The organism is Streptomyces sp. NPDC006544 (genome assembly GCF_040611715.1).
Lineage (GTDB): Bacteria > Actinomycetota > Actinomycetes > Streptomycetales > Streptomycetaceae > Streptomyces.
On record NZ_JBEXOV010000129.1, the window covers coordinates 1 to 17,755 of the forward strand.

General features: G+C 73.9%; 17 protein-coding genes and 1 pseudogene. 11 read left to right on the forward strand and 7 right to left on the reverse strand.

The window, feature by feature from the left end:
• Positions 1-90 precede the first annotated feature (90 nt).
• Together ABZY44_RS34190 and ABZY44_RS34195 are read right to left on the reverse strand one after the other, a co-directional pair.
• A pseudogene (locus ABZY44_RS34190) lies at positions 91-1,050 on the reverse strand (DEAD/DEAH box helicase); the annotation flags it as partial.
• Positions 1,051-1,054: 4 nt separating this feature from the next.
• Positions 1,055-1,915 carry a class I SAM-dependent methyltransferase gene (locus tag ABZY44_RS34195; RefSeq protein WP_356660794.1) on the reverse strand — a complete coding sequence of 287 codons (861 nt, stop codon included), beginning with the start codon at positions 1,913-1,915 and terminating at the stop codon, positions 1,055-1,057.
• A 368-nt stretch (positions 1,916-2,283) separates the two neighbouring features.
• Here ABZY44_RS34195 and rpsA point away from each other — a divergent pair, with 368 nt between their 5' ends.
• From rpsA to ABZY44_RS34220, 5 genes are all read left to right on the forward strand, one after another.
• Positions 2,284-3,804 (forward strand): 30S ribosomal protein S1, encoded by a 1,521-nt coding sequence (gene rpsA / locus ABZY44_RS34200; protein ID WP_356660796.1) that lies wholly within the window; start codon positions 2,284-2,286, stop codon positions 3,802-3,804.
• Positions 3,805-4,112: 308 nt separating this feature from the next.
• The gene (locus ABZY44_RS34205; protein ID WP_356660798.1) at positions 4,113-5,051 is read left to right on the forward strand and encodes a PAC2 family protein; all 939 of its coding nucleotides are present in this window, start codon (positions 4,113-4,115) and stop codon (positions 5,049-5,051) included.
• Positions 5,052-5,111: 60 nt separating this feature from the next.
• A complete protein-coding gene (gene coaE, locus ABZY44_RS34210) occupies positions 5,112-5,741 on the forward strand; it encodes a dephospho-CoA kinase (RefSeq protein ID WP_356660800.1) in 630 nt (209 codons plus the stop codon).
• A gap of 109 nt (positions 5,742-5,850) precedes the next feature.
• A complete protein-coding gene (locus ABZY44_RS34215; RefSeq protein WP_356660802.1) occupies positions 5,851-6,246 on the forward strand; it encodes a tetratricopeptide repeat protein in 396 nt (131 codons plus the stop codon).
• A 194-nt stretch (positions 6,247-6,440) separates the two neighbouring features.
• Positions 6,441-6,935: a GNAT family N-acetyltransferase gene (locus ABZY44_RS34220; RefSeq protein WP_356660804.1), complete on the forward strand. Its 495-nt coding sequence runs from the start codon at positions 6,441-6,443 to the stop codon at positions 6,933-6,935.
• Positions 6,936-6,963: 28 nt separating this feature from the next.
• Here the strand turns inward: ABZY44_RS34220 and ABZY44_RS34225 are convergent, their stop codons facing one another.
• Both ABZY44_RS34225 and ABZY44_RS34230 read right to left on the reverse strand, forming a co-directional pair.
• Entirely contained in the window at positions 6,964-7,221 is a 258-nt protein-coding gene (locus tag ABZY44_RS34225) for a DUF6343 family protein (protein WP_356660806.1), read from the reverse strand.
• Between the two features lie 73 nt (positions 7,222-7,294).
• Positions 7,295-7,999 (reverse strand): hypothetical protein, encoded by a 705-nt coding sequence (locus ABZY44_RS34230; protein WP_356660808.1) that lies wholly within the window; start codon positions 7,997-7,999, stop codon positions 7,295-7,297.
• Positions 8,000-8,349: 350 nt separating this feature from the next.
• On the opposite strand from ABZY44_RS34230, the gene ABZY44_RS34235 reads away from it, so the two are divergent.
• Together ABZY44_RS34235 and ABZY44_RS34240 are read left to right on the forward strand one after the other, a co-directional pair.
• Entirely contained in the window at positions 8,350-11,262 is a 2,913-nt protein-coding gene (locus tag ABZY44_RS34235) for a DEAD/DEAH box helicase (protein ID WP_356660826.1), read from the forward strand.
• On the forward strand, positions 11,259-12,464 hold the full coding sequence (locus ABZY44_RS34240; protein WP_356660810.1) for an SWIM zinc finger family protein: 1,206 nt from the start codon (positions 11,259-11,261) through the stop codon (positions 12,462-12,464). The genes ABZY44_RS34235 and ABZY44_RS34240 overlap by 4 nt, the downstream gene beginning before the upstream one ends.
• On the opposite strand, the gene ABZY44_RS34245 is transcribed toward ABZY44_RS34240, so the two are convergent.
• Positions 12,445-12,990: a hypothetical protein gene (locus ABZY44_RS34245; protein ID WP_356660812.1), complete on the reverse strand. Its 546-nt coding sequence runs from the start codon at positions 12,988-12,990 to the stop codon at positions 12,445-12,447. The genes ABZY44_RS34240 and ABZY44_RS34245 overlap by 20 nt on opposite strands.
• Before the next feature lie 162 nt (positions 12,991-13,152).
• On the opposite strand from ABZY44_RS34245, the gene ABZY44_RS34250 reads away from it, so the two are divergent.
• The gene (locus ABZY44_RS34250; RefSeq protein ID WP_356660814.1) at positions 13,153-13,854 is read left to right on the forward strand and encodes a chaplin; all 702 of its coding nucleotides are present in this window, start codon (positions 13,153-13,155) and stop codon (positions 13,852-13,854) included.
• Here ABZY44_RS34250 and ABZY44_RS34255 read toward each other — a convergent pair.
• The gene (locus tag ABZY44_RS34255; RefSeq protein WP_356660816.1) at positions 13,847-14,530 is read right to left on the reverse strand and encodes a DUF2293 domain-containing protein; all 684 of its coding nucleotides are present in this window, start codon (positions 14,528-14,530) and stop codon (positions 13,847-13,849) included. The genes ABZY44_RS34250 and ABZY44_RS34255 overlap by 8 nt on opposite strands.
• A 232-nt stretch (positions 14,531-14,762) precedes the next feature.
• Between ABZY44_RS34255 and ABZY44_RS34260 the strand changes: the two genes are divergently transcribed.
• Positions 14,763-15,089 (forward strand): cupin domain-containing protein, encoded by a 327-nt coding sequence (locus ABZY44_RS34260; RefSeq protein ID WP_356660818.1) that lies wholly within the window; start codon positions 14,763-14,765, stop codon positions 15,087-15,089.
• On the opposite strand, the gene ABZY44_RS34265 is transcribed toward ABZY44_RS34260, so the two are convergent.
• Positions 15,042-16,487 carry a WGR domain-containing protein gene (locus tag ABZY44_RS34265; protein ID WP_356660820.1) on the reverse strand — a complete coding sequence of 482 codons (1,446 nt, stop codon included), beginning with the start codon at positions 16,485-16,487 and terminating at the stop codon, positions 15,042-15,044. The genes ABZY44_RS34260 and ABZY44_RS34265 overlap by 48 nt on opposite strands.
• A gap of 91 nt (positions 16,488-16,578) precedes the next feature.
• On the opposite strand from ABZY44_RS34265, the gene ABZY44_RS34270 reads away from it, so the two are divergent.
• Together ABZY44_RS34270 and ABZY44_RS34275 are read left to right on the forward strand one after the other, a co-directional pair.
• On the forward strand, positions 16,579-17,262 hold the full coding sequence (locus ABZY44_RS34270; RefSeq protein WP_356660822.1) for a uridine kinase: 684 nt from the start codon (positions 16,579-16,581) through the stop codon (positions 17,260-17,262).
• Between the two features lie 102 nt (positions 17,263-17,364).
• Positions 17,365-17,496 (forward strand): hypothetical protein, encoded by a 132-nt coding sequence (locus ABZY44_RS34275; RefSeq protein WP_356660824.1) that lies wholly within the window; start codon positions 17,365-17,367, stop codon positions 17,494-17,496.
• The last annotated feature ends 259 nt before the right edge of the window (positions 17,497-17,755 follow it).

Below are 17,755 nucleotides of genomic sequence, written 5' to 3' on the forward strand. Positions count from 1 at the left end.
TCACATGAGGGTGACGCGCATCCCGCCCTCTGCCAGCACCTCGAGTACGGTGGCCACCACCTCGTACGACCCGCCGTGCGGCGCCAAGACGCGGGCCAGCCCCGAGTCCACGACGATCCGTACGCCGGGCACGGTCAGGCTGGACTCCGCGACGGCGGTGGACAGGATGACCCTGCGGTGCGCGGCCGGGGACAGCGCGGCGTCCTGGACGGCGGCCGGGGCGTGGCCGTGGATCTGGAGGACCTCCGCGTCGACCCCCGCGAGCTGTCCGGCGACCCGGGCGATCTCTCCGACGCCGGGCAGGAAGCACAGCACGTCGCCGGAACGTTCCGCCAGTGCCCGCCGGACCACCGAGGCCACGTGCGTCAGCTGCGCCGGGTCCACCCGCATCCCGTGCGGCGGCCGGACCGGCCGGGCGGGCGGCGCCCATACGGTCTCCACCGGGTAGGAGACGCCGGCGGCCTCCACCACGGGCGCGCCGTCGGGGCCGCCGTGACCGAGCACCCGGGCCCAGCCGGCCGCGTCGGTGGTCGCCGAGGCCGCGAGGAGGCGCAGCTCCGGGCGCAGGGTCGCGCGGACGTCGAGGAGGAAGGCGGCGACGGTGTCGGCGTCCAGGTGCCGCTCGTGGCATTCGTCGAGGATCACGACGTCGACCCCGGAGAGTTCCTGGTCCCGCTGGAGCCGCTGGAGCAGCACGCCGGTGGTGACCACCTCGACCAGCGTTCCGGGGCCGACCACGCGCTCCCCGCGCACGGTGAAGCCCACCGAGGCGCCGACCGGCTCGCCGAGCAGCCAGGCCATCCGGCGGGCCGCCGCGCGGGCGGCGATCCGGCGCGGCTCGGCGACCACGACGCGGCGGCGCGGCCCCGCCGGTCCGCCGCCCGCCGGTGCGCCGCCCGTCAGCCCGGCCAGTACCAGCGGCACCAGGGTGGTCTTGCCGGTGCCCGGAGGGGCGCACAGGACGGCGGTGCCGTGGGCGTCCAGCGCCGAGACGAGGGCGGGCACGGCTTCCCGTACGGGAAGGGAGTCGAGGTCGGCCGTCCTGATCACGCGCTCAGTCCCGCTCGCACACGAAGATCGCGGTGCCGGGGATGAGGTTGCCGCGCAGCGGGGACCAGCCGCCCCACTCCTGGCTGTTCCAGGCGGGCCATTCGGGCTCGACGAGGTCGACCAGGCGGAAGCCGCCCGCGACCACGTCCCGTACCCGGTCGCCGAGGGTGCGGTGGTGTTCCACGTAGAGCGCGCGCCCGTCCTCGTCCTGCTCGACGTACGGGGTGCGGTCGAAGTAGGAGGCCGCGACGGACAGGCCCTCGGGGCCGGGCTCGTCGGGGAAGGCCCACCGGACGGGGTGGGTGACGGAGAAGACCCAGCGGCCCCCGGGGCGCAGGACCCGGTGCACCTCGCGCATGACGTTCACGGGGTCGGCGACGAAGGGAACGGCTCCGTAGGCGGAGCAGGCGAGGTCGAAGGAGCCGTCCCGGAAGGGCAGGGATCCGGCGTCGGCCTCGACGAGGAGGGCCCCCGGCGCGTCGTCGGCCCCGATGCGCAGGGCGTGCTGGAGCTGGCGGTGGGAGAGGTCCAGGGCGACCGCGCGGGCGCCCTGGGCGGCGAGCCAGCGCGAGCACTGGGCGGCGCCGGCGCCGATCTCCAGGACGTCCTTGCCCTTGAGGGCGGAGGCGGGGCCGAGGAGGGCGGCTTCGGCCTCGTCCAGGCCCTCGGGGCCCCAGACGAAGCGGTCGTCGCCGAGGAAAGCGCCGTGCTCGCTCTGGTACTCGTCGGCGTTGCGGTCCCACCAGCCGCGGCTCGCCCGGCTGCTCTCCGCTTCCCCCGCGTCACGGCGGGTGGCCGCGGCGTCCTCCTCGGCGGCCGATGTGGCTCCGGACGCTTCTTCGGGGGCGTAGTCCTCTTGGTTCATGGGGCCCGTCGTCGTAGTCTGCGGATGTCTGGCGAACGTCTTCGAAAATCGGCCGGGGTGGTCATCCGCGCCTGCCCGCCCACGAATTGTGCCGGTTATGCGAGGATCCGCCCGGGGTGTGCGCCTTCGCGCATTGACCCTGTCCGGCTACCCCCGTATGCTACAAGTTGCGCTGCGAGCCTGTGCTCCTCAGACCTAGCAGGCTGCGCTTGTATCTGTTGATGTCCCCTCGGTTTTCGAGGCCCCCACCCCGCATCGCGCGGAACTGGGGCTTCCTTGGCTGTCCGGCTTCTTCGGCAGATGCCGATAAGGGCTCCCGGCGTAGCAGTACCTACGACTTTCTGTCCGTAACCGGAGCCCTTACCCACATGACGAGCAGCACCGAGACCACCGCCACCACTCCGCAGGTTGCGGTCAACGACATCGGTGACGAGGCAGCGTTCCTCGCCGCGATCGACGAGACGATCAAGTACTTCAACGACGGCGACATCGTCGACGGCGTCATCGTGAAGGTGGACCGGGACGAGGTTCTCCTCGACATCGGTTACAAGACCGAGGGCGTCATCCCGAGCCGTGAGCTCTCGATCAAGCACGATGTCGACCCGAACGACGTCGTCAAGGTCGGCGACGAGATCGAGGCCCTGGTTCTCCAGAAGGAGGACAAGGAAGGCCGTCTGATCCTGTCCAAGAAGCGCGCACAGTACGAGCGCGCCTGGGGCACGATCGAGAAGATCAAGGAAGAAGACGGCATCGTCACCGGTACCGTCATCGAGGTCGTCAAGGGTGGACTCATCCTCGACATCGGCCTCCGCGGCTTCCTGCCGGCCTCCCTCGTCGAGATGCGTCGCGTCCGCGACCTCCAGCCCTACGTGGGCAAGGAGCTCGAGGCGAAGATCATCGAGCTGGACAAGAACCGCAACAACGTGGTCCTGTCCCGCCGTGCCTGGCTCGAGCAGACCCAGTCCGAGGTGCGCCAGACGTTCCTCACCACCCTGCAGAAGGGTCAGGTCCGCTCCGGCGTCGTTTCCTCGATCGTCAACTTCGGTGCCTTCGTGGACCTGGGCGGCGTCGACGGTCTCGTCCACGTCTCCGAGCTGTCCTGGAAGCACATCGACCACCCGTCCGAGGTTGTCGAGGTCGGCCAGGAAGTCACCGTCGAGGTCCTCGACGTCGACATGGACCGCGAGCGTGTCTCCCTGTCGCTGAAGGCGACGCAGGAAGACCCGTGGCAGCAGTTCGCCCGGACGCACCAGATCGGTCAGGTCGTCCCGGGTAAGGTCACCAAGCTGGTTCCGTTCGGTGCGTTCGTCCGCGTGGACGAGGGCATCGAGGGTCTGGTCCACATCTCCGAGCTGGCCGAGCGCCACGTGGAGATCCCGGAGCAGGTCGTCCAGGTCAACGACGAGATCTTCGTCAAGGTCATCGACATCGACCTCGAGCGTCGCCGGATCTCGCTGTCGCTGAAGCAGGCCAACGAGTCCTTCGGTGCCGACCCGGCGTCGGTCGAGTTCGACCCGACCCTGTACGGCATGGCCGCGTCCTACGACGACCAGGGCAACTACATCTACCCCGAGGGCTTCGACCCCGAGACCAACGACTGGCTCGAGGGCTTCGACAAGCAGCGCGAAGCCTGGGAGGGCCAGTACGCCGAGGCGCAGACGCGCTTCGAGCAGCACCAGGCCCAGGTCATCAAGAGCCGCGAGGCCGACGAGGCCGCCGCTGCCGAGGGTGCGGCCGCTCCGGCCGCCGCCGGTGGCAGCAGCAGCGCCGGTGCGGGCATCTCGGGTGGTTCGTACTCCTCCGAGGGTGCGGACGAGACCTCTGGCGCCCTGGCGTCGGACGAGGCCCTCGCCGCGCTCCGCGAGAAGCTGGCCGGCGGCCAGAGCTGATCGCAGCAGTGCAGCACGGCGTGAGCTGAGCTGATCGTTCCACGGCAAGGCCCGTCCCCTCAGGGGGGCGGGCCTTGCCGCGTTGTACGGGGCGGAGCGCGGGGGCCGGCGTCCGGGCGGTGCGGTGCGGGGCCCGGCGTGCGGGCGCCGTGTCCGCCGAGGGGTCGGCCTCCGGCCGTCCGCGAGGTGTCGCGGGTTTGCTCGGGCCCGCGGGTTTCCCCGGGTTCCCGCGAATGCGGCCAACTGGGGAATGGTGACGGTCCCTTGGACGTTCTTGCCAGAGAACGAGGCGAGGAGGAGTGGTGACGGTGCTTGATCCACAGGGTTTGTACGAATGGGACGCCAAGGGCCTGGCGGTGGCCGACCTGGCGCTCGCCCAGGACTCGGCCGGGTTGGTCATGCTCTATCACTTCGAGGGGTACATCGACGCCGGTGAGACCGGCGAGCAGATCGTCGAGCGGCTGCTCGACACGCTGCCCCACCAGGTCGTGGCCCGCTTCGATGCGGACCGGCTGGTGGACTACCGGGCCCGCCGCCCGCTGCTGACCTTCCAGCGCGACCACTGGACGGACTTCGAGGAGCCGCTCCTCGAGGTGCGCCTGGTCCAGGACGCCACGGGCGCGCCCTTCCTGCTGCTGTCCGGCCCCGAGCCGGACGTGGAATGGGAGCGCTTCGCCGTCGCCGTCCGGCAGATCGTCGAGCGCCTCGGCGTCCGGCTGTCCGTCAACTTCCACGGCATCCCCATGGGCGTCCCGCACACCCGGCCCGTCGGGATCACCCCGCACGGCAACCGGACCGACCTCATGCCGGGACACCGCAGCCCCTTCGAGGAGGCGCAGGTGCCGGGCAGCGCCGAATCGCTCGTGGAGTTCCGCCTCGGCCAGGCGGGACACGACGTGCTGGGCGTCGCCGCCCACGTACCGCACTACGTGGCGCGCTCGCCGTACCCGGACGCCGCGCTGACGACCCTCGAGGCCATCACGGGCGCCACCGGGCTGGTGCTCCCGGCGGTGGCGCACGCGCTGCGCACCGAGGCGCACCGCACCCAGACGGAGATCGACCGGCAGATCCGGGAGGGCGACGAGGAACTGGTGAGCCTCGTCCAGGGGCTTGAGCACCAGTTCGACGCGGCGGCCGGCGCCGAGACCCGCGGAAACATGATCGCGGAGCCTGCGGAGATCCCCTCGGCGGACGAGATCGGCCGCGAGTTCGAGCGGTTCCTGGCGGAACGCGAGGGTGAGGGCTGAGCGCGTCCCGCCACCGGGGGCCTGTAGGCGATGCGGGACGCGGCGGTTAGTCTGCCGGGCATGTTGAAAGTTGGCCTGACAGGCGGAATCGGCGCCGGCAAGAGCGAGGTCTCGCGACTACTGGCGGGGTACGGGGCGGTCGTCGTGGACGCCGACCGGATCGCGCGGGAGGTCGTCGAGCCGGGCACCCCCGGTCTCGCGGCCGTCGTGACGGCCTTCGGGGAGTCCGTGCTGACCGCGCAGGGTGAGCTGGACCGGCCCAAGCTGGGGTCGGTCGTGTTCGCCGACCCGGCGCAGCTGAAGATCCTCAACGCGATCGTGCACCCCCTGGTGGGCGCCCGGTCCGCCGAGCTGGAGGCCGCCGCGGGGCCGGACGCGATCGTGGTCCACGACGTACCGCTGCTCGCGGAGAACGGGCTCGCACCGCTGTACGACCTGGTCGTCGTGGTGGACGCGGCGGCCGGAACCCAGCTGGCGCGGCTGACCGGGCTGCGCGGCATGGCCGAGGAGGAGGCGCGGGCCCGGATGGCCGCGCAGGCCACGAGGGAGCAGCGGCTGGCCGTGGCCACGCTCGTCATCGACAACGACGGGCCGTTGGAAGCGCTGGAGCCGCAGGTGCGCAGGGTGTGGGAGGAGCTCACGGCGCGGGCGGCGAAGGCGGCGGAGGCGGCGGAGGACACCGGGGCCTGAGGGTCCCGAGGGATCTGAGGCGTCCGAGGGGCCCGGCGTGGCCGTGGAGAGGCGCGCGGGGCGCGGGACGGGGGGCGTTGAACGCGCCCGCAGAGGGAAGGTAGAGAACGTGTCCGACACCACGCCGCAGCTCCCGTCGTCGTCTCCGGCCCCGTCGCCCGAGACGCACGTCATCGACTACCGGGCCGCCGAGCAGTTGCTCGCCGCGCGCGACCCGCGGGGTGCGGTGCGCCTGCTCGACTCGGTCATAGCCGCTCACCCGGAGAACACGGCGGCCCGGCTGCTGCGCGCTCGGGCCTTCTTCGCGGCAGCCCAACTGCGCCCGGCGGCGCTGGAGTTCGAGCTGGTGCTCGAGCGCGAGCCGGACAACGCGTTCGCGCACTTCGCACTGGCCCGCACCCACGAGCGCGCGGGCCGGCCCGCGCAGGCCCGCAAGCACTTCCGGTTGGCGGCCGCCCTCGACCCGCGGCCGGAGTACCTGGCGGCGGCCCGTTTCGAGGCGTAGCGGCGCCCTGGCCCCGCTCGTGCCGGGCCCGCGCTACTGGCCGGGCGGCTGGGTGAACAGGTCGTGGACACGATGTGACGGGCTCGACAGGTCAATGGGTCGGACAGGTCAATAGGTCGGACAGTTCAATAGGTTCGACAGTTCGAAGCCTTCCGGCCCGCCGGAAGGCTTTTCGTGTACTCGAGGGGGATCAGATGGCAGAGCTGGCTGTCCGCAGAGCGGGCGCCGACGACCGCGACGTCCTGGAACGGCTCTGGCCGCTCTTCCTGCACGACCTGTCGGAGTTCAGGGGCGTCCTGCCGAACCCGGACGGAACGTACCGGCGCGAGTGGCTGGAGTCGGCGCTCGGCGATGCCACCTGGGCGGCCCATCTCGTACGGTCCGGTGACCGGCCGGTCGGCTTCGCGTTCGTCCGGGCGCTGGACAGCGAGGTGCGCGTGCTGAACAGCTTCTTCGTGGTGCGTGGGGCACGCAGGTCGGGCCTCGGGCTGCGGGCGGTGAGGTCCGTCCTGACCGCGCACCCCGGCCGGTGGGAGATCGCCTTTCAGGAGGAGAACGCGGGCGCGGCACGCTTCTGGCGTCGTGTCGCCCGCGAAGTCGCGGGCGACGCCTGGACCGAGGAGCGGCGGCCGGTGCCCGGGAAGCCCGAGCTGCCGGCGAACACGTGGGTCGCCTTCGACGCGCGCTAGTGCCGCCGCGCGCCGGCGAAGACAGCCCTCAGTGGCCGGGGGGCTCGTACGGCGGCACGTCCCGGCCGGGCTGGTAGTGCGGGCCCTGGCGGATGTGGCGGATCACGACGACCAGGTCCACAGCGGCCAGGACGGCGACGGCGGCGCAGGCCGCCGCCCACCCGGGCCGGGCGGCGAGCGAGAACACCGCCGCCCCGGCGGCGGCCCAGAGCAGACCCCACAGGCTCAGCCAGAAGCGCAGCCGCAACGGGCTGCGGGCGGTCACCGGCTCGTTTCCGGTTCGCATGGCCATCCCCTCGGCGTGATCGACCGGGCTTGCCTCTTCTCCATGGTCCCACCCCGGGCGCGTCGCGTCCGGGTCAGGGAACGAGCTTGTCCACGGCGGTGGTGGTCGTCTTCTTGAAGGCGGGGACGGGCGCGTCGGCCAGGTCTCCCATCTGCCCCCACTGCACGACGGTCACGGTGGACCCGTCGCGCCCGATCCCGAAGAGGTGGACGCCGGGCTCGGACTCCGGGACCGACACGAGCACCCCGTAGACGTGCGCCCCCTCCTCGACGGGCAGCTTCCCGTAGTCCCGCCAGGAGGCCGTCCCGTCCGGGTTCGCCCGGAGCCAGTCGGCGGCGCAGACGGCGACCGCGCGTTCCAGGGCGGTCGCGAGTGTGGCGGCCGCACCGGCGGAGGAGGCGCGTACGGAGACCTGGGCCGCGCCCGTGTCGGCCTCGGTGTGGAAGGCGCGGCGCCAGCTGCCGGCCGACGGAAGGACGCCGTCCAGGCAGAAGGGGGCGGACTCGGGCAGGCCCTTGGCGACCGGACCGGTGTACCAGGGGGAGGACGGGTGCGGGGGCAGGTCGGGGCCGCTCAGGAAGCCGGGCGGGGCGGCCGCCGGGGCCGTGGTGATGGTCCTCGCGGCGGCCGTGGGCACGGCCGTGGCCGTGGCCGTGGCGGAACCGGAGGCGGTGAGGACGAGAGCGGTGGCGGCGGCCGTCGCAGCGAAGGCTGCGGCGGTGCGTGGGGTGCGTGCGGTGCGTGCGGTGCGTGCGGGTCGTGCGGTGCGTCGGGTCATGGTCGGTACTCCCCGTGCCGGTCGGTGTGCGGCGCTGCGGTGTGCTGGTGCAGCAGTGTGCCGACGCCCGGGAAGGCTCTGCCCGGGGGCTGGCCACAGGTCGATGGTTTGGGCCGAATTCGGGACAATGTGCGGTCGTAGCTCCGTCGGCCGCGGGGGCGTCCTCGGCGGGCGACGCGTCGCGGGACGAGGGGGACGGGCGCTGGGCCGGGGAGCGGCGGGGCGGCCGAGGGTTCTGCGGCTTCGTGGAAACGTGCAGCTCAGCGGCGTTGTCAGTGGACGCACCTAGACTCGACGGCAGAGGGGATCCAAGGGGATCCCGCCGCACCGCGGAGGGGGACGGCGTGACCATGCGAGCGACGGCGCAGCCACGCGTGCCCGCCCCGACGGCGGATGCGGCGGCCCCGCTGGAGGCGGCGGGGCCCGCGGCACCGGTGGATCCGGCGGCGGCCGCGGCCCTCACGCGCCACGCCGCCGTGTTCCTGCCCGCCGCCGTCCCCCGCGAGAGCCGCTTCGCCTTCTGGGCCCCCGACGGAGACGCGCTGCCCGCGGCCGGGACCCCGCAGCCGCTCACCGTGGTCCGCGCCCAGGGCGAGGGGGTCCGCAGCCGGACCGTTCCCGCCGTCACCCTGCCCGTCACCTCCGCGCTGCCGCTCCTCGTCCGCGCGGTCCGCGCGGCCCGCGGCCCCGCCGTACATCCCGCGACGCGCGCCTGGGGGACCGCCGCCGTCCAGGCGCTCACCCTCGTGGCCCGTGGCCGCCTGCTGCCCGGCCTGACCCCGGAGGGCATCGACGCCTGGCGGGCCGGACCCCTGGACGCCGAGGACGTCGGGTACCTGCGCGCGGTCGCCGCCGCGCTGCCCCACGAGGGGTACGCCACCCCGCTGGCCGGACGCCGGCCGCTCCACCTGCCCGAACCGGAGGCACTGGTCCGGGCGTTCCTCGACGCCGTCGCCGACAGCCTTCCCCGGACCCCGGCGGCGTCCTTCGCCGCGGGCCGCCCGTTCGCCGCCCAGGAGCCGCAGCACGTCCCGGGGATACGGGAGTGGGCCGCGCAGGTCGCCTCCGGCGCGGACACCGGGGTCGGGATCTCGCTCCGCCTCGACCTGTCCTCCTTCCGGCTCTTCGACGAGGCGGAGGACGAGGACACCCACCGTGCCGGCGCCGCCGTCGTCCAGGTGCACAGCCTCGCCGACCCGACCCTGGTCACGGACGCCTCGACCCTCTGGGCGGGCGCCGCCGCGGCCGGCTTCGGCCCCCGGGCCCGGGTCGACGCCGTGCTCGCCCTGCGCCGTGCGGCCCGGGTCTGGCCGCCGCTGCTGCGCCTGCTGGACCAGCCCGTCCCGGATGTCCTGGCCCTCTCGGACCCCGAGCTCGAAGACCTGCTGGGCCGCGCCGCGACCGGGCTGGCCGCCGCCGGAGTCCTGGTCCACTGGCCGCGCGAGTTCGCCCGTACGCTCTCGGCGACCGCGGTCGTACGCTCCACCGCGCCCGGGTCCGCCACCGACGGCACCGCCTTCTTCGACGCCGAGCACCTCTTCGCCTTCTCCTGGGAGCTGGCGCTCGGCGGCGACCGGCTCACCCCGGGGGAGATGGACGCCCTCGCGCAGGCCCACCGGCCCGTGGTGCGGCTGCGCGACCAGTGGGTGCGCGTCGATCCGGAGCTGGTGCGCAAGGCGCGCAAGCGCGAACTGGGGCTGCTGGAGCCGGTGGACGCGCTGGCCACCGTCCTCACGGGGACGGCCGAGGTCGACGGGGAGCAGGTGGCCGTCGTACCGGTGGGGGCGCTGGCGGCCCTGCGGGAGCGGCTGACCGGGGAGCTGGCCCCGCTGCCCCAGCCCGCCGCGCTGAAGGCCACCCTGCGCGACTACCAGGCACGCGGCCTGGCCTGGCTGGACCTGATGACCTCGCTCGGCCTCGGCGGCTGCCTCGCCGACGACATGGGGCTGGGCAAGACCGTCACCCTGATCGCGCTCCACCTGCACCGCGACCGCTCCGAGCCGACGCTCGTCGTCTGCCCGGCCTCACTGCTGGGCAACTGGCAGCGGGAGATCGAGAGGTTCGCCCCCGGCACGCCGGTGCGCCGCTTCCACGGCGCCGGCCGCAGCCTGGACGGGACGGCGGGAGGATTCGTCCTCACCACCTACGGGACGATGCGCGCGGGAGCGGCCCGGCTGGCCGAGCAGTCCTGGGGCATGGTCGTCGCCGACGAGGCGCAGCACGTCAAGAACCCGCACTCGGCGACCGCGAAGGCGCTGCGCACCATCGCGGCGCCGGCCCGGGTGGCGCTGACCGGTACCCCCGTGGAGAACAACCTCTCCGAGCTGTGGGCCCTCCTGGACTGGACCACACCGGGGCTGCTCGGGCCGCTCACCACGTTCCGGGCCCGGCACGCCCGCCCCGTGGAGCACCAGCAGGAGGAGGACGGCGGCAACGAGGAGGCCGTCGTCCGCCTCGCCGCGCTGGTGCGGCCGTTCCTGCTGCGGCGCAAGAAGTCCGACCCGGGGATCGCGCCCGAGCTGCCGCCGAAGACGGAGACCGACCACCCCGTGTCCCTCACCCGCGAGCAGGTCTCGCTGTACCAGGCCGCGGTCGACGAGGCGATGGCCGTGATCGGCGCGAGCGAGGGCATCGAGCGGCGCGGCATGATCATGAAGCTGCTGGGCTCGCTCAAGCAGATCTGCAACCACCCCGCGCAGTACTTGAAGGAGGAGGACCACACCCGGATCGCGCACCGCTCCGGGAAGCTGGCCCTGCTGGACGAGCTGCTCGACACGATCCTGGCCGAGGGCGGCTCGGTGCTGGTGTTCACGCAGTACGTCACGATGGCCCGGATCCTCGAGCGCCATCTGACGGCGCGCGGGATCGCGCACCAACTGCTGCACGGTGGTACGCCGGTGGCACGCCGCGAGGAGCTCGTCGACCGCTTCCAGGCCGGCGAGACCCCCGTCTTCCTGCTGTCGTTGAAGGCGGCGGGGACCGGGCTGAACCTGACCCGGGCCGGCCACGTCATCCACTACGACCGCTGGTGGAACCCGGCCGTCGAGGAACAGGCCACCGACCGCGCCTACCGCATCGGCCAGACCCAGCCCGTCCAGGTCCACCGCATCATCGCCGAGGGGACCGTCGAGGACCGGATCGCGGAGATGCTGGAGGCGAAGCGGGCCCTGGCCGATGCCGTGCTCGGCTCCGGCGAGTCGGCGCTGACCGAGCTGAGCGACCGCGAGCTGGCGGACCTCGTCTCCCTGCGCAGGCCCGCGTGATCACCGCGCGGGACGACCGCCGCCGCACGTTCGAGACGGTGCCGCCCGGGGTGGAGGCCGTCAGCTGGTGGGGCCGGGCCTGGGTGTCGGCCCTCGAAGCGGTGGCCCGTGACGGAGCCCGCCTGGCGCGCGGGCGGACGTACCCGGCCGAGGGCCACGTCGATGCCGTCACCATCACCCCGGGCCGGATCGTGGCCTACGTACGGGGCAGCCGGCCGCGCCCGTACCGCACCGAGCTGTCCTTGCCCGCCTTCGCGGACGCCGAATGGAGCGAGCTCCTGGAGGCGGTCGCGGCAGACCCGACGTCGCTCGCCGCGCTGCTGGAGCGGGACGTCCCGGAGTCGCTCGCCGAAACGGTCCTGCCCGGCGCGGGCGAGCTCGTGCCGCACTGCTCCTGCCCGGACGTCGCCCGCCCGCCGTGCAAGCACGCCGCCGCCCTCTGCTACCGGGCGGCCCGCCTCCTGGACGCCGACCCGTTCGTCCTCCTGCTGCTGCGCGGGCGCGGCGAGCGGGAGTTGCTGGAGGAGCTCGCCCGTCGCAACGCCGCCCACGCCGCGCGCGAACAGCCCGACGGGGCGCCGGACTTCCCCGGTGTGCCGGCCCGCGCGGCGCTCGCCCGCACCGTCCTGCCGCCGCTGCCCGCCCCGCCGGCCGTGCCGGCCGCCGTCGGGCTGCCGCCCGCCTGTCCGGCCGATCCCGCGGCCCCGGATCCGCTCGCCCTGGACCAGCTCGCCGGGGACGCGGCCGCCCGTGCCCTGGCGCTGCTCACCACGGCCGAGGATCCGATCGGCGGCCTGACCCGCTGGCAGGACGCCGTCCGGCTGGCCTCGGCGCACCCCACCGCGGGGCTCACCGGCGCCGCCCGCGTCCTCTACCGGGACCTGGCCCGCGCCACGGGCCGCAGCACCACCGACCTCGCCCGGGGGGCGGCGGCCTGGCGCCAGGGCGGGCTGCCCGCGCTGGTCGCCCTCGAAGAGCCGTGGGACCCCCCGGCGGGCCCCTTCGACCGGGCCCGTCCGGCCCTCCTCGCCGCCGCCCAGGGCCCCTTCCGCCCCGACCGCAACCGCCTCACGGGCATCTCCCGTCAGCTCCGCCTCGGCCGCGACGGCCTCTGGTACGCCTACGAGAACCGCCTGGGTGACGACGACTGGTGGCCCACGGGCAGCCCCTCCCCGGACCCCGTCAGCGCCCTGCGGCGCTGAGCCCCGCGGCCCAGGTGGTCAGGGTGGCGAAGTCCGCCGGGCGCAGGCCCTGCCGGGGGTGGATGCGCAGGAGCAGGGCGGGGCCGGGATGGTGGGCGGCGACCCAGGCGCGGTCGCGGGGCGTGATCATGTCGTCGACCCAGGCGAAGGGCCGGCCCGCCGCCCATGCGGTGAGGTGGCGCGTCTTCCAGGACAGCCCGTCGGGGTCGTCGGCGAAGAGTTCCGGCCACTCGATGACGGGGAGATCGCTGGGTAGCCCGATGTGCGGGGAGATCATCGTGTTGGCCTCGTGCATCCAGGTGGTGGCCCAGGCGAGGTCGTACGGCAGGGAGAGCAGGCGCGGGCCGTGGGTGGGATGCAAGCGCACCCGCAGGCCGCGTCGGGCGCTGCGGGACTCCGGTGTGCGGTACGACATCCAGACCGTCGGCCGCATCCGATGGCTGGTGTAGCCGCGGAAGCCCGCGAGACGGGAGCGGAACGGGTTCAGGGGGCCGTCCACGTCGAGGAGAAGCAGCGGTTTAGTCATGAAGTAGGAATTACCCAGTACACGATGGGGTGAAATGCCTACCACCGCTATAACCCGAACGGGTTTGCCGCGTTGTTTCCGGTGCGGGTGCAACGCCCGTGACTCCTCCGGAAGGCAGGGAAAGCGATGCGTCACAGTCGTCGGAATGGCTTGATCGCGGCGGTGGTTGCGGGAGGTGGACTGGCGGTCGCGGGGGTGGGCGGCCTCGCCCACGCCGACGCGAACGCGGGCGGACAGGCCGAGCGCTCGCCGGGGCTGCTGTCGGGAAACCTGGTGCAACTGCCCGTGCACACCCCGGTGAACGTGTGCGGGAACACCGTGAGCGTGGTCGGCCTCCTCAACTCGGCCTCCGGGAACCGGTGTGCCAACGGGGCCCCGGGCACCGGCCTTTCCGGGAACCCCGGGAATGCCGGGCAGACGTCCTCCCATCCGTCGTCCCGGTCCTCGCACTCCTCGAAACCCGGTGCCGGAAACGGCGGGGCCAACGGCGGGGCCGGGGGAGCGGTGGCCGAGGGACGCGGAAAGGATTCTCCCGGGCTGCTCTCCGGCAACGGGCTCCAGCTCCCGGTCGACCTGCCCGTCAACCTCAGCGGCAACGCGGTGAGCGTCGTCGGCGTCGGCAACTCCGCGGTGGGCAACACCTCCGTCAACGGCGAGCCCCCCATCGTCGCCGAGCCCGTCCTGCCGCCCGTGTCCGTCCGTCCCGTCACTCCGCAGTCACCGCCGTCCCCGCCGTCCCCGCCGCGGGGCGGGCCCTCGGCGCTCGCCCACACCGGGGCCGACGGCGCCGGCTACCTGCTGTCCGGAGGCGGAGCCCTGCTGCTCGGCGGAGTGCTGCTCTACCGCCGCTTCCGGCTCAGCTGACGGCCCGGCGCCGGGCGGGCGGTCCGGCCTCCGCCCGCCAGCCGTCGAGGACCGCGTCGATCCGAGGCGCCAGCCGGGCCCGGGCCGCGAACCGGGGCACGCCTTGCATCAGCAGGGCGTCGTACTCGGTGTCGAGGTGCCGCACGGCCGCCCGGACCGCCGCGTACACGGCCGGCTCGTCGAGGGCCCGGCCGGCCGCACTGCGGCCGACCCGGCCGCTGCCGCGCACCGAGGCGTGCGCGGCGATGGCTCGCGCCCGGTCGGCGGGGCAGCCGGGGAACAGCCGCAGGATCTCGGCGGCGAAGGCCGCCGTGAAGCGGGTGTCCTCGGCCTCGCGGCGCATCCGGTCGCGGTCCCGGCGGCGGGCCCGCGCCTCGGCGTCCGCGAGACAGGCCCGCTCCGCGCGGGCGAGGGCGGCGTCCTCGACGAGCAGGCCCAGGCGCTCGTAGCGGCGGCGCCTCCTGTGGAAGCGCAGGACGACGGCGGAGAGCGAACTGGCCTCGTGCGCCCTGCGCGTGAGGGCCGTGTCCCCGCGCGGCAGGTAGACGAGGTGCCCGAGTTCCGCGCAGTCGAGGCAGCGGGGTACGCCGGCCTCGCGGACGAGACGGCGGAGCGGACCCTGCCGGCATTCCGCGCAGCGGATCTGCTTCGTCGACTCGAAAACGACCAGGCTCATGGAGGAGTGATACCGCCGACCGGGCCTTATATCACCTTGTGTGCCTGGGGAGTTGTGCTTTCGCCGCGGCCTCCCGCCACCTCATGCCGTCGTCCTACCGTCGGTCGAGCGGGTGCGGCGGGCGCCCATGAAGGAGGCACACGTGGGTGGAGGGCGGACGACGGCACGGCGCCCGAGGCCGAGGGCCAGGGCAAGGGCGCGGCGCTCCGCGGCCCCGTCCGCCTCCGGCCTGGTGACGAGGGAGGTCGCCCTCGGGCCCGGCGGCAGCACCGGCTGGCACTACCACCGGGTCCCGCTGATGGCGGTGGTCAGGTCCGGGACGCTGACCCGCATCCTGAGCGACGGCACCATCGAGGTGCACCACGCCGGCACCTGCTTCGTCGAGCCGGCCGGCATCCACCACGTCCACCTCGGCCGGAACCTCGGTTCCGAGCCCGTCGTGCTGCGGATCACGGCCGCCCTGGCCGGGGACGTCCCCTTCGCGCTGCCCGCCGAGGCCCCGGCGCCCGCTTCAGACGAGTCGGCGTATCTCCCCGCGGACCCGGTAGAAACCGCCTGAGGCCGGGTGCAGCCCGTCCACCACGTACCGCGCGCCCGGCACCCGGATCCCCCGGGGGAACTGCACGTTCCAGGAGGGCTCGAAGCCGCCCGACAGCACCTGGACGCGCATCCGGCCGCCCTGTTGCACGCACTCCACGACCACGCCGCCCGCGGGCACCGAGGCCACCGACACCGTCGCCACCGCGGCGGGCGTCGCCGCCGGGGTGTAGACGGGCAGGGCGGCCGCGGACTTCACGTCCACCGCCGTCGGCACCGAACCCTCCCGGGCCGCGGCGATGGCCGCCTCGCTCGCGTCCACGCACACCAGCGAACCGTCCGTGGTCACCAGGTACAGCCGCTCGTCCAGGTACTGCATGGACAGCGCGGCCCCGCTGCCGGTGCCCAGCTTCCACAGCCGGCGCCCGTCGGCGTCGAAGCAGTACACCGAGGACGCGAGGTCACCGGCGAAGACGTGGCGGCCGTCCGGCGAGGTCGCGCACGAGTACACCGCCGCGTCGCACCGGTAGGAGGCCTCCACCGCGCCCGTGGTCTTCGACAGCCGCTGCACGGTGTTCCGGCCGGTCCCCGCGTACACCGCGTGGTCCTCCTGCCAGCCGAACAGCACCGAACCGTCGGTCGCCGTGTGCCACAGCTCCCGCCCCCCGTCCGGCGCGTAGGCCGTCACGCCCTTGCTGTGGCCGTGGTAGACGGCGCGCTCGTCCGCGCGCACCATCCAGGCGTTGCTCCCCGAGGACCGCCGCGACCACTGGAACTCGTCCTCGTGGTCGATGACCGTCAGCCCGCCGCTGCGGTCGGACACGGTCAGCACGCCCTCGCGGATGTCGAGCCAGAAGATGTCCACGTCGGCCGCGATGTCGTACGCCCCGAACGGGACCTTCGACGACAGGTCGTACACCGTGCCGTCGTCACAGCCCGCGTAGATCCAGAACTCGTCCGCCACCAGACACTTCACCCCGTCCGGCAGCGAGTACCGGGCCAGCACCTCACCGCCGTGGCTCACGGTGTAGACGTCGCCGGCCTGATTTCCGACCCAGCAGCGGTCTTCGTCGACGTGGATCCCGAAGGCCGAGGATCCCGTCCGGAACCGCCACAGCACCGGGGCCGCCGCGCCGGCCGTCGACGGCGTGGACGTCACCTGCCGACGCGTCACCGACCGGGCCGCGCGACCGCCCCGTACCGCCGGGGCGTAGCCCTTGCGGACCTTTTCGCCCACCTTCCTGGCGGCGGCCGCCCGTGCCTTCTCCACGGTCGGGAAGGAGGCGTTCTGCAGCTGGCCGTCGGCGCCGATCCGGCCGTACCGCACCGAGACGGCCGTGCCGTCCACGGTCACCTCGTAGAACTTGTGGGCACCGCCGTCGTCCTGCGACAGCTCCAGATACGTCGTCTCGGCAGCCATGACAGACCCCTCCCCAAGGCCGGGCCGCCGGCCCCTGTGCGCCGGTGATCCCTCGTCAAAAACGTTAGGGGTCACCACTGACAATGGACCCGTGCAGCTGGAAGCGATCACATGGCAGCGGATGGCCGAGCGGCTCGCCGGTCACCTCGGGGGCGGCGAGGGCGTGGAAGAGGGTACGGGGGGGGAAGGGGGTGCGGGCGAGGCCGTCTGGCGGCGGGTGGGCATCGACGGCGCGCCCGCCGCCCGCACCTCCGTGCTCGCCGGGGAACTGGCAGACGCGCTGCGCCTGCGCGGCCGTGCGGCCCTGGTGGTGGCGACCGGAGGCTTTCTGCGCCCGGCCTCTCTCCGCTTCGAGTTCGGCCGCGAGGACGCCGACTCCTATCTCGACGGCTGGTACGACACGGCCGCGCTCTGGCGCGAGGTCTTCGGCCCGACCGACCCGGGCGGGACCGGCCGGGTGCTGCCCGACCTCTGGGATCCCGCGACCGACCGGGCGACCCGCAGTCCCTATGCCGAACTGCCGCCCGGCGGGGTGCTGATCGTGCACGGCCCGCTGCTCCTGGGCCACTGGTTCCCCTTCGACCTCAGCGTTCACATCAGTCTCTCCCCGGGGGCGCTCGCCCGCCGCACGGAGCCGTCCGCCCGCTGGACCCTGCCCGCCTTCGCGCGCTACGAGGCGCAGACCGGTCCGGCGGACCTCGCCGACGCGCTGGTCCGCGCCGACGACCCGCGCCACCCGGCCTGGACGGGCCTGCGCGGAGCCCTCGGCGGCTGACGCGGGGCCCTGCGCGCGCAGCCGCGCCGTCACGGAGTTCCGCGAACGGCGACAAGGGGATCCCGGCCAATCACGGCCGTCACCCCGGTCGTCGCGAGCACGGTGAGCCGGCCGATCACGCTCCAGCAGCTCATCGACCGGCTGATCGCCCACCCCGACCAGGGCCGCGTGTTCCGCCATCACCTCAACGCCGAGGGGATCATCGACGCCCTCGACCAGCAGTACGCCTCTTAGGACCACGCGTTGACGCGCAGTACGCCGTAACGGCCCGCAAGGATGCGTGACGGCTCTTCACACCTCGTGGCGGGCCGCCGCAGCCGGATGGCGCCGGCGGCTTCCCTACGGCCGCCCGCCCAGCCGCGTCACCGCCTCCGCCGCCGCCCGGCAGCCCGCCCCGGCGGCCCCGTCGCGATCAGCTCCAGGATCTCGGTCTCCCGGGCCGTCAGCACCGTCCGCGGCGCGCGGTACCGGTTCATCAGCCGCGAGACCACCG

Bases quoted from the DNA above. Each gene is read 5' to 3' on its own strand.
- ABZY44_RS34220 (WP_356660804.1), top strand. From the start codon at position 6,441: ATGGCAGAGCTGGCTGTCCGCAGAGCGGGCGCCGACGACCGCGACGTC.
- ABZY44_RS34255 (WP_356660816.1), bottom strand. From the start codon at position 14,530: ATGAGCCTGGTCGTTTTCGAGTCGACGAAGCAGATCCGCTGCGCGGAA.
- ABZY44_RS34195 (WP_356660794.1), bottom strand. From the start codon at position 1,915: ATGAACCAAGAGGACTACGCCCCCGAAGAAGCGTCCGGAGCCACATCG.
- ABZY44_RS34245 (WP_356660812.1), bottom strand. From the start codon at position 12,990: ATGACTAAACCGCTGCTTCTCCTCGACGTGGACGGCCCCCTGAACCCG.
- ABZY44_RS34265 (WP_356660820.1), bottom strand. From the start codon at position 16,487: ATGGCTGCCGAGACGACGTATCTGGAGCTGTCGCAGGACGACGGCGGT.
- ABZY44_RS34230 (WP_356660808.1), bottom strand. From the start codon at position 7,999: ATGACCCGACGCACCGCACGACCCGCACGCACCGCACGCACCGCACGC.
- rpsA (WP_356660796.1), top strand. From the start codon at position 2,284: ATGACGAGCAGCACCGAGACCACCGCCACCACTCCGCAGGTTGCGGTC.
- ABZY44_RS34225 (WP_356660806.1), bottom strand. From the start codon at position 7,221: ATGCGAACCGGAAACGAGCCGGTGACCGCCCGCAGCCCGTTGCGGCTG.
- coaE (WP_356660800.1), top strand. From the start codon at position 5,112: ATGTTGAAAGTTGGCCTGACAGGCGGAATCGGCGCCGGCAAGAGCGAG.
- ABZY44_RS34235 (WP_356660826.1), top strand. From the start codon at position 8,350: ATGCGAGCGACGGCGCAGCCACGCGTGCCCGCCCCGACGGCGGATGCG.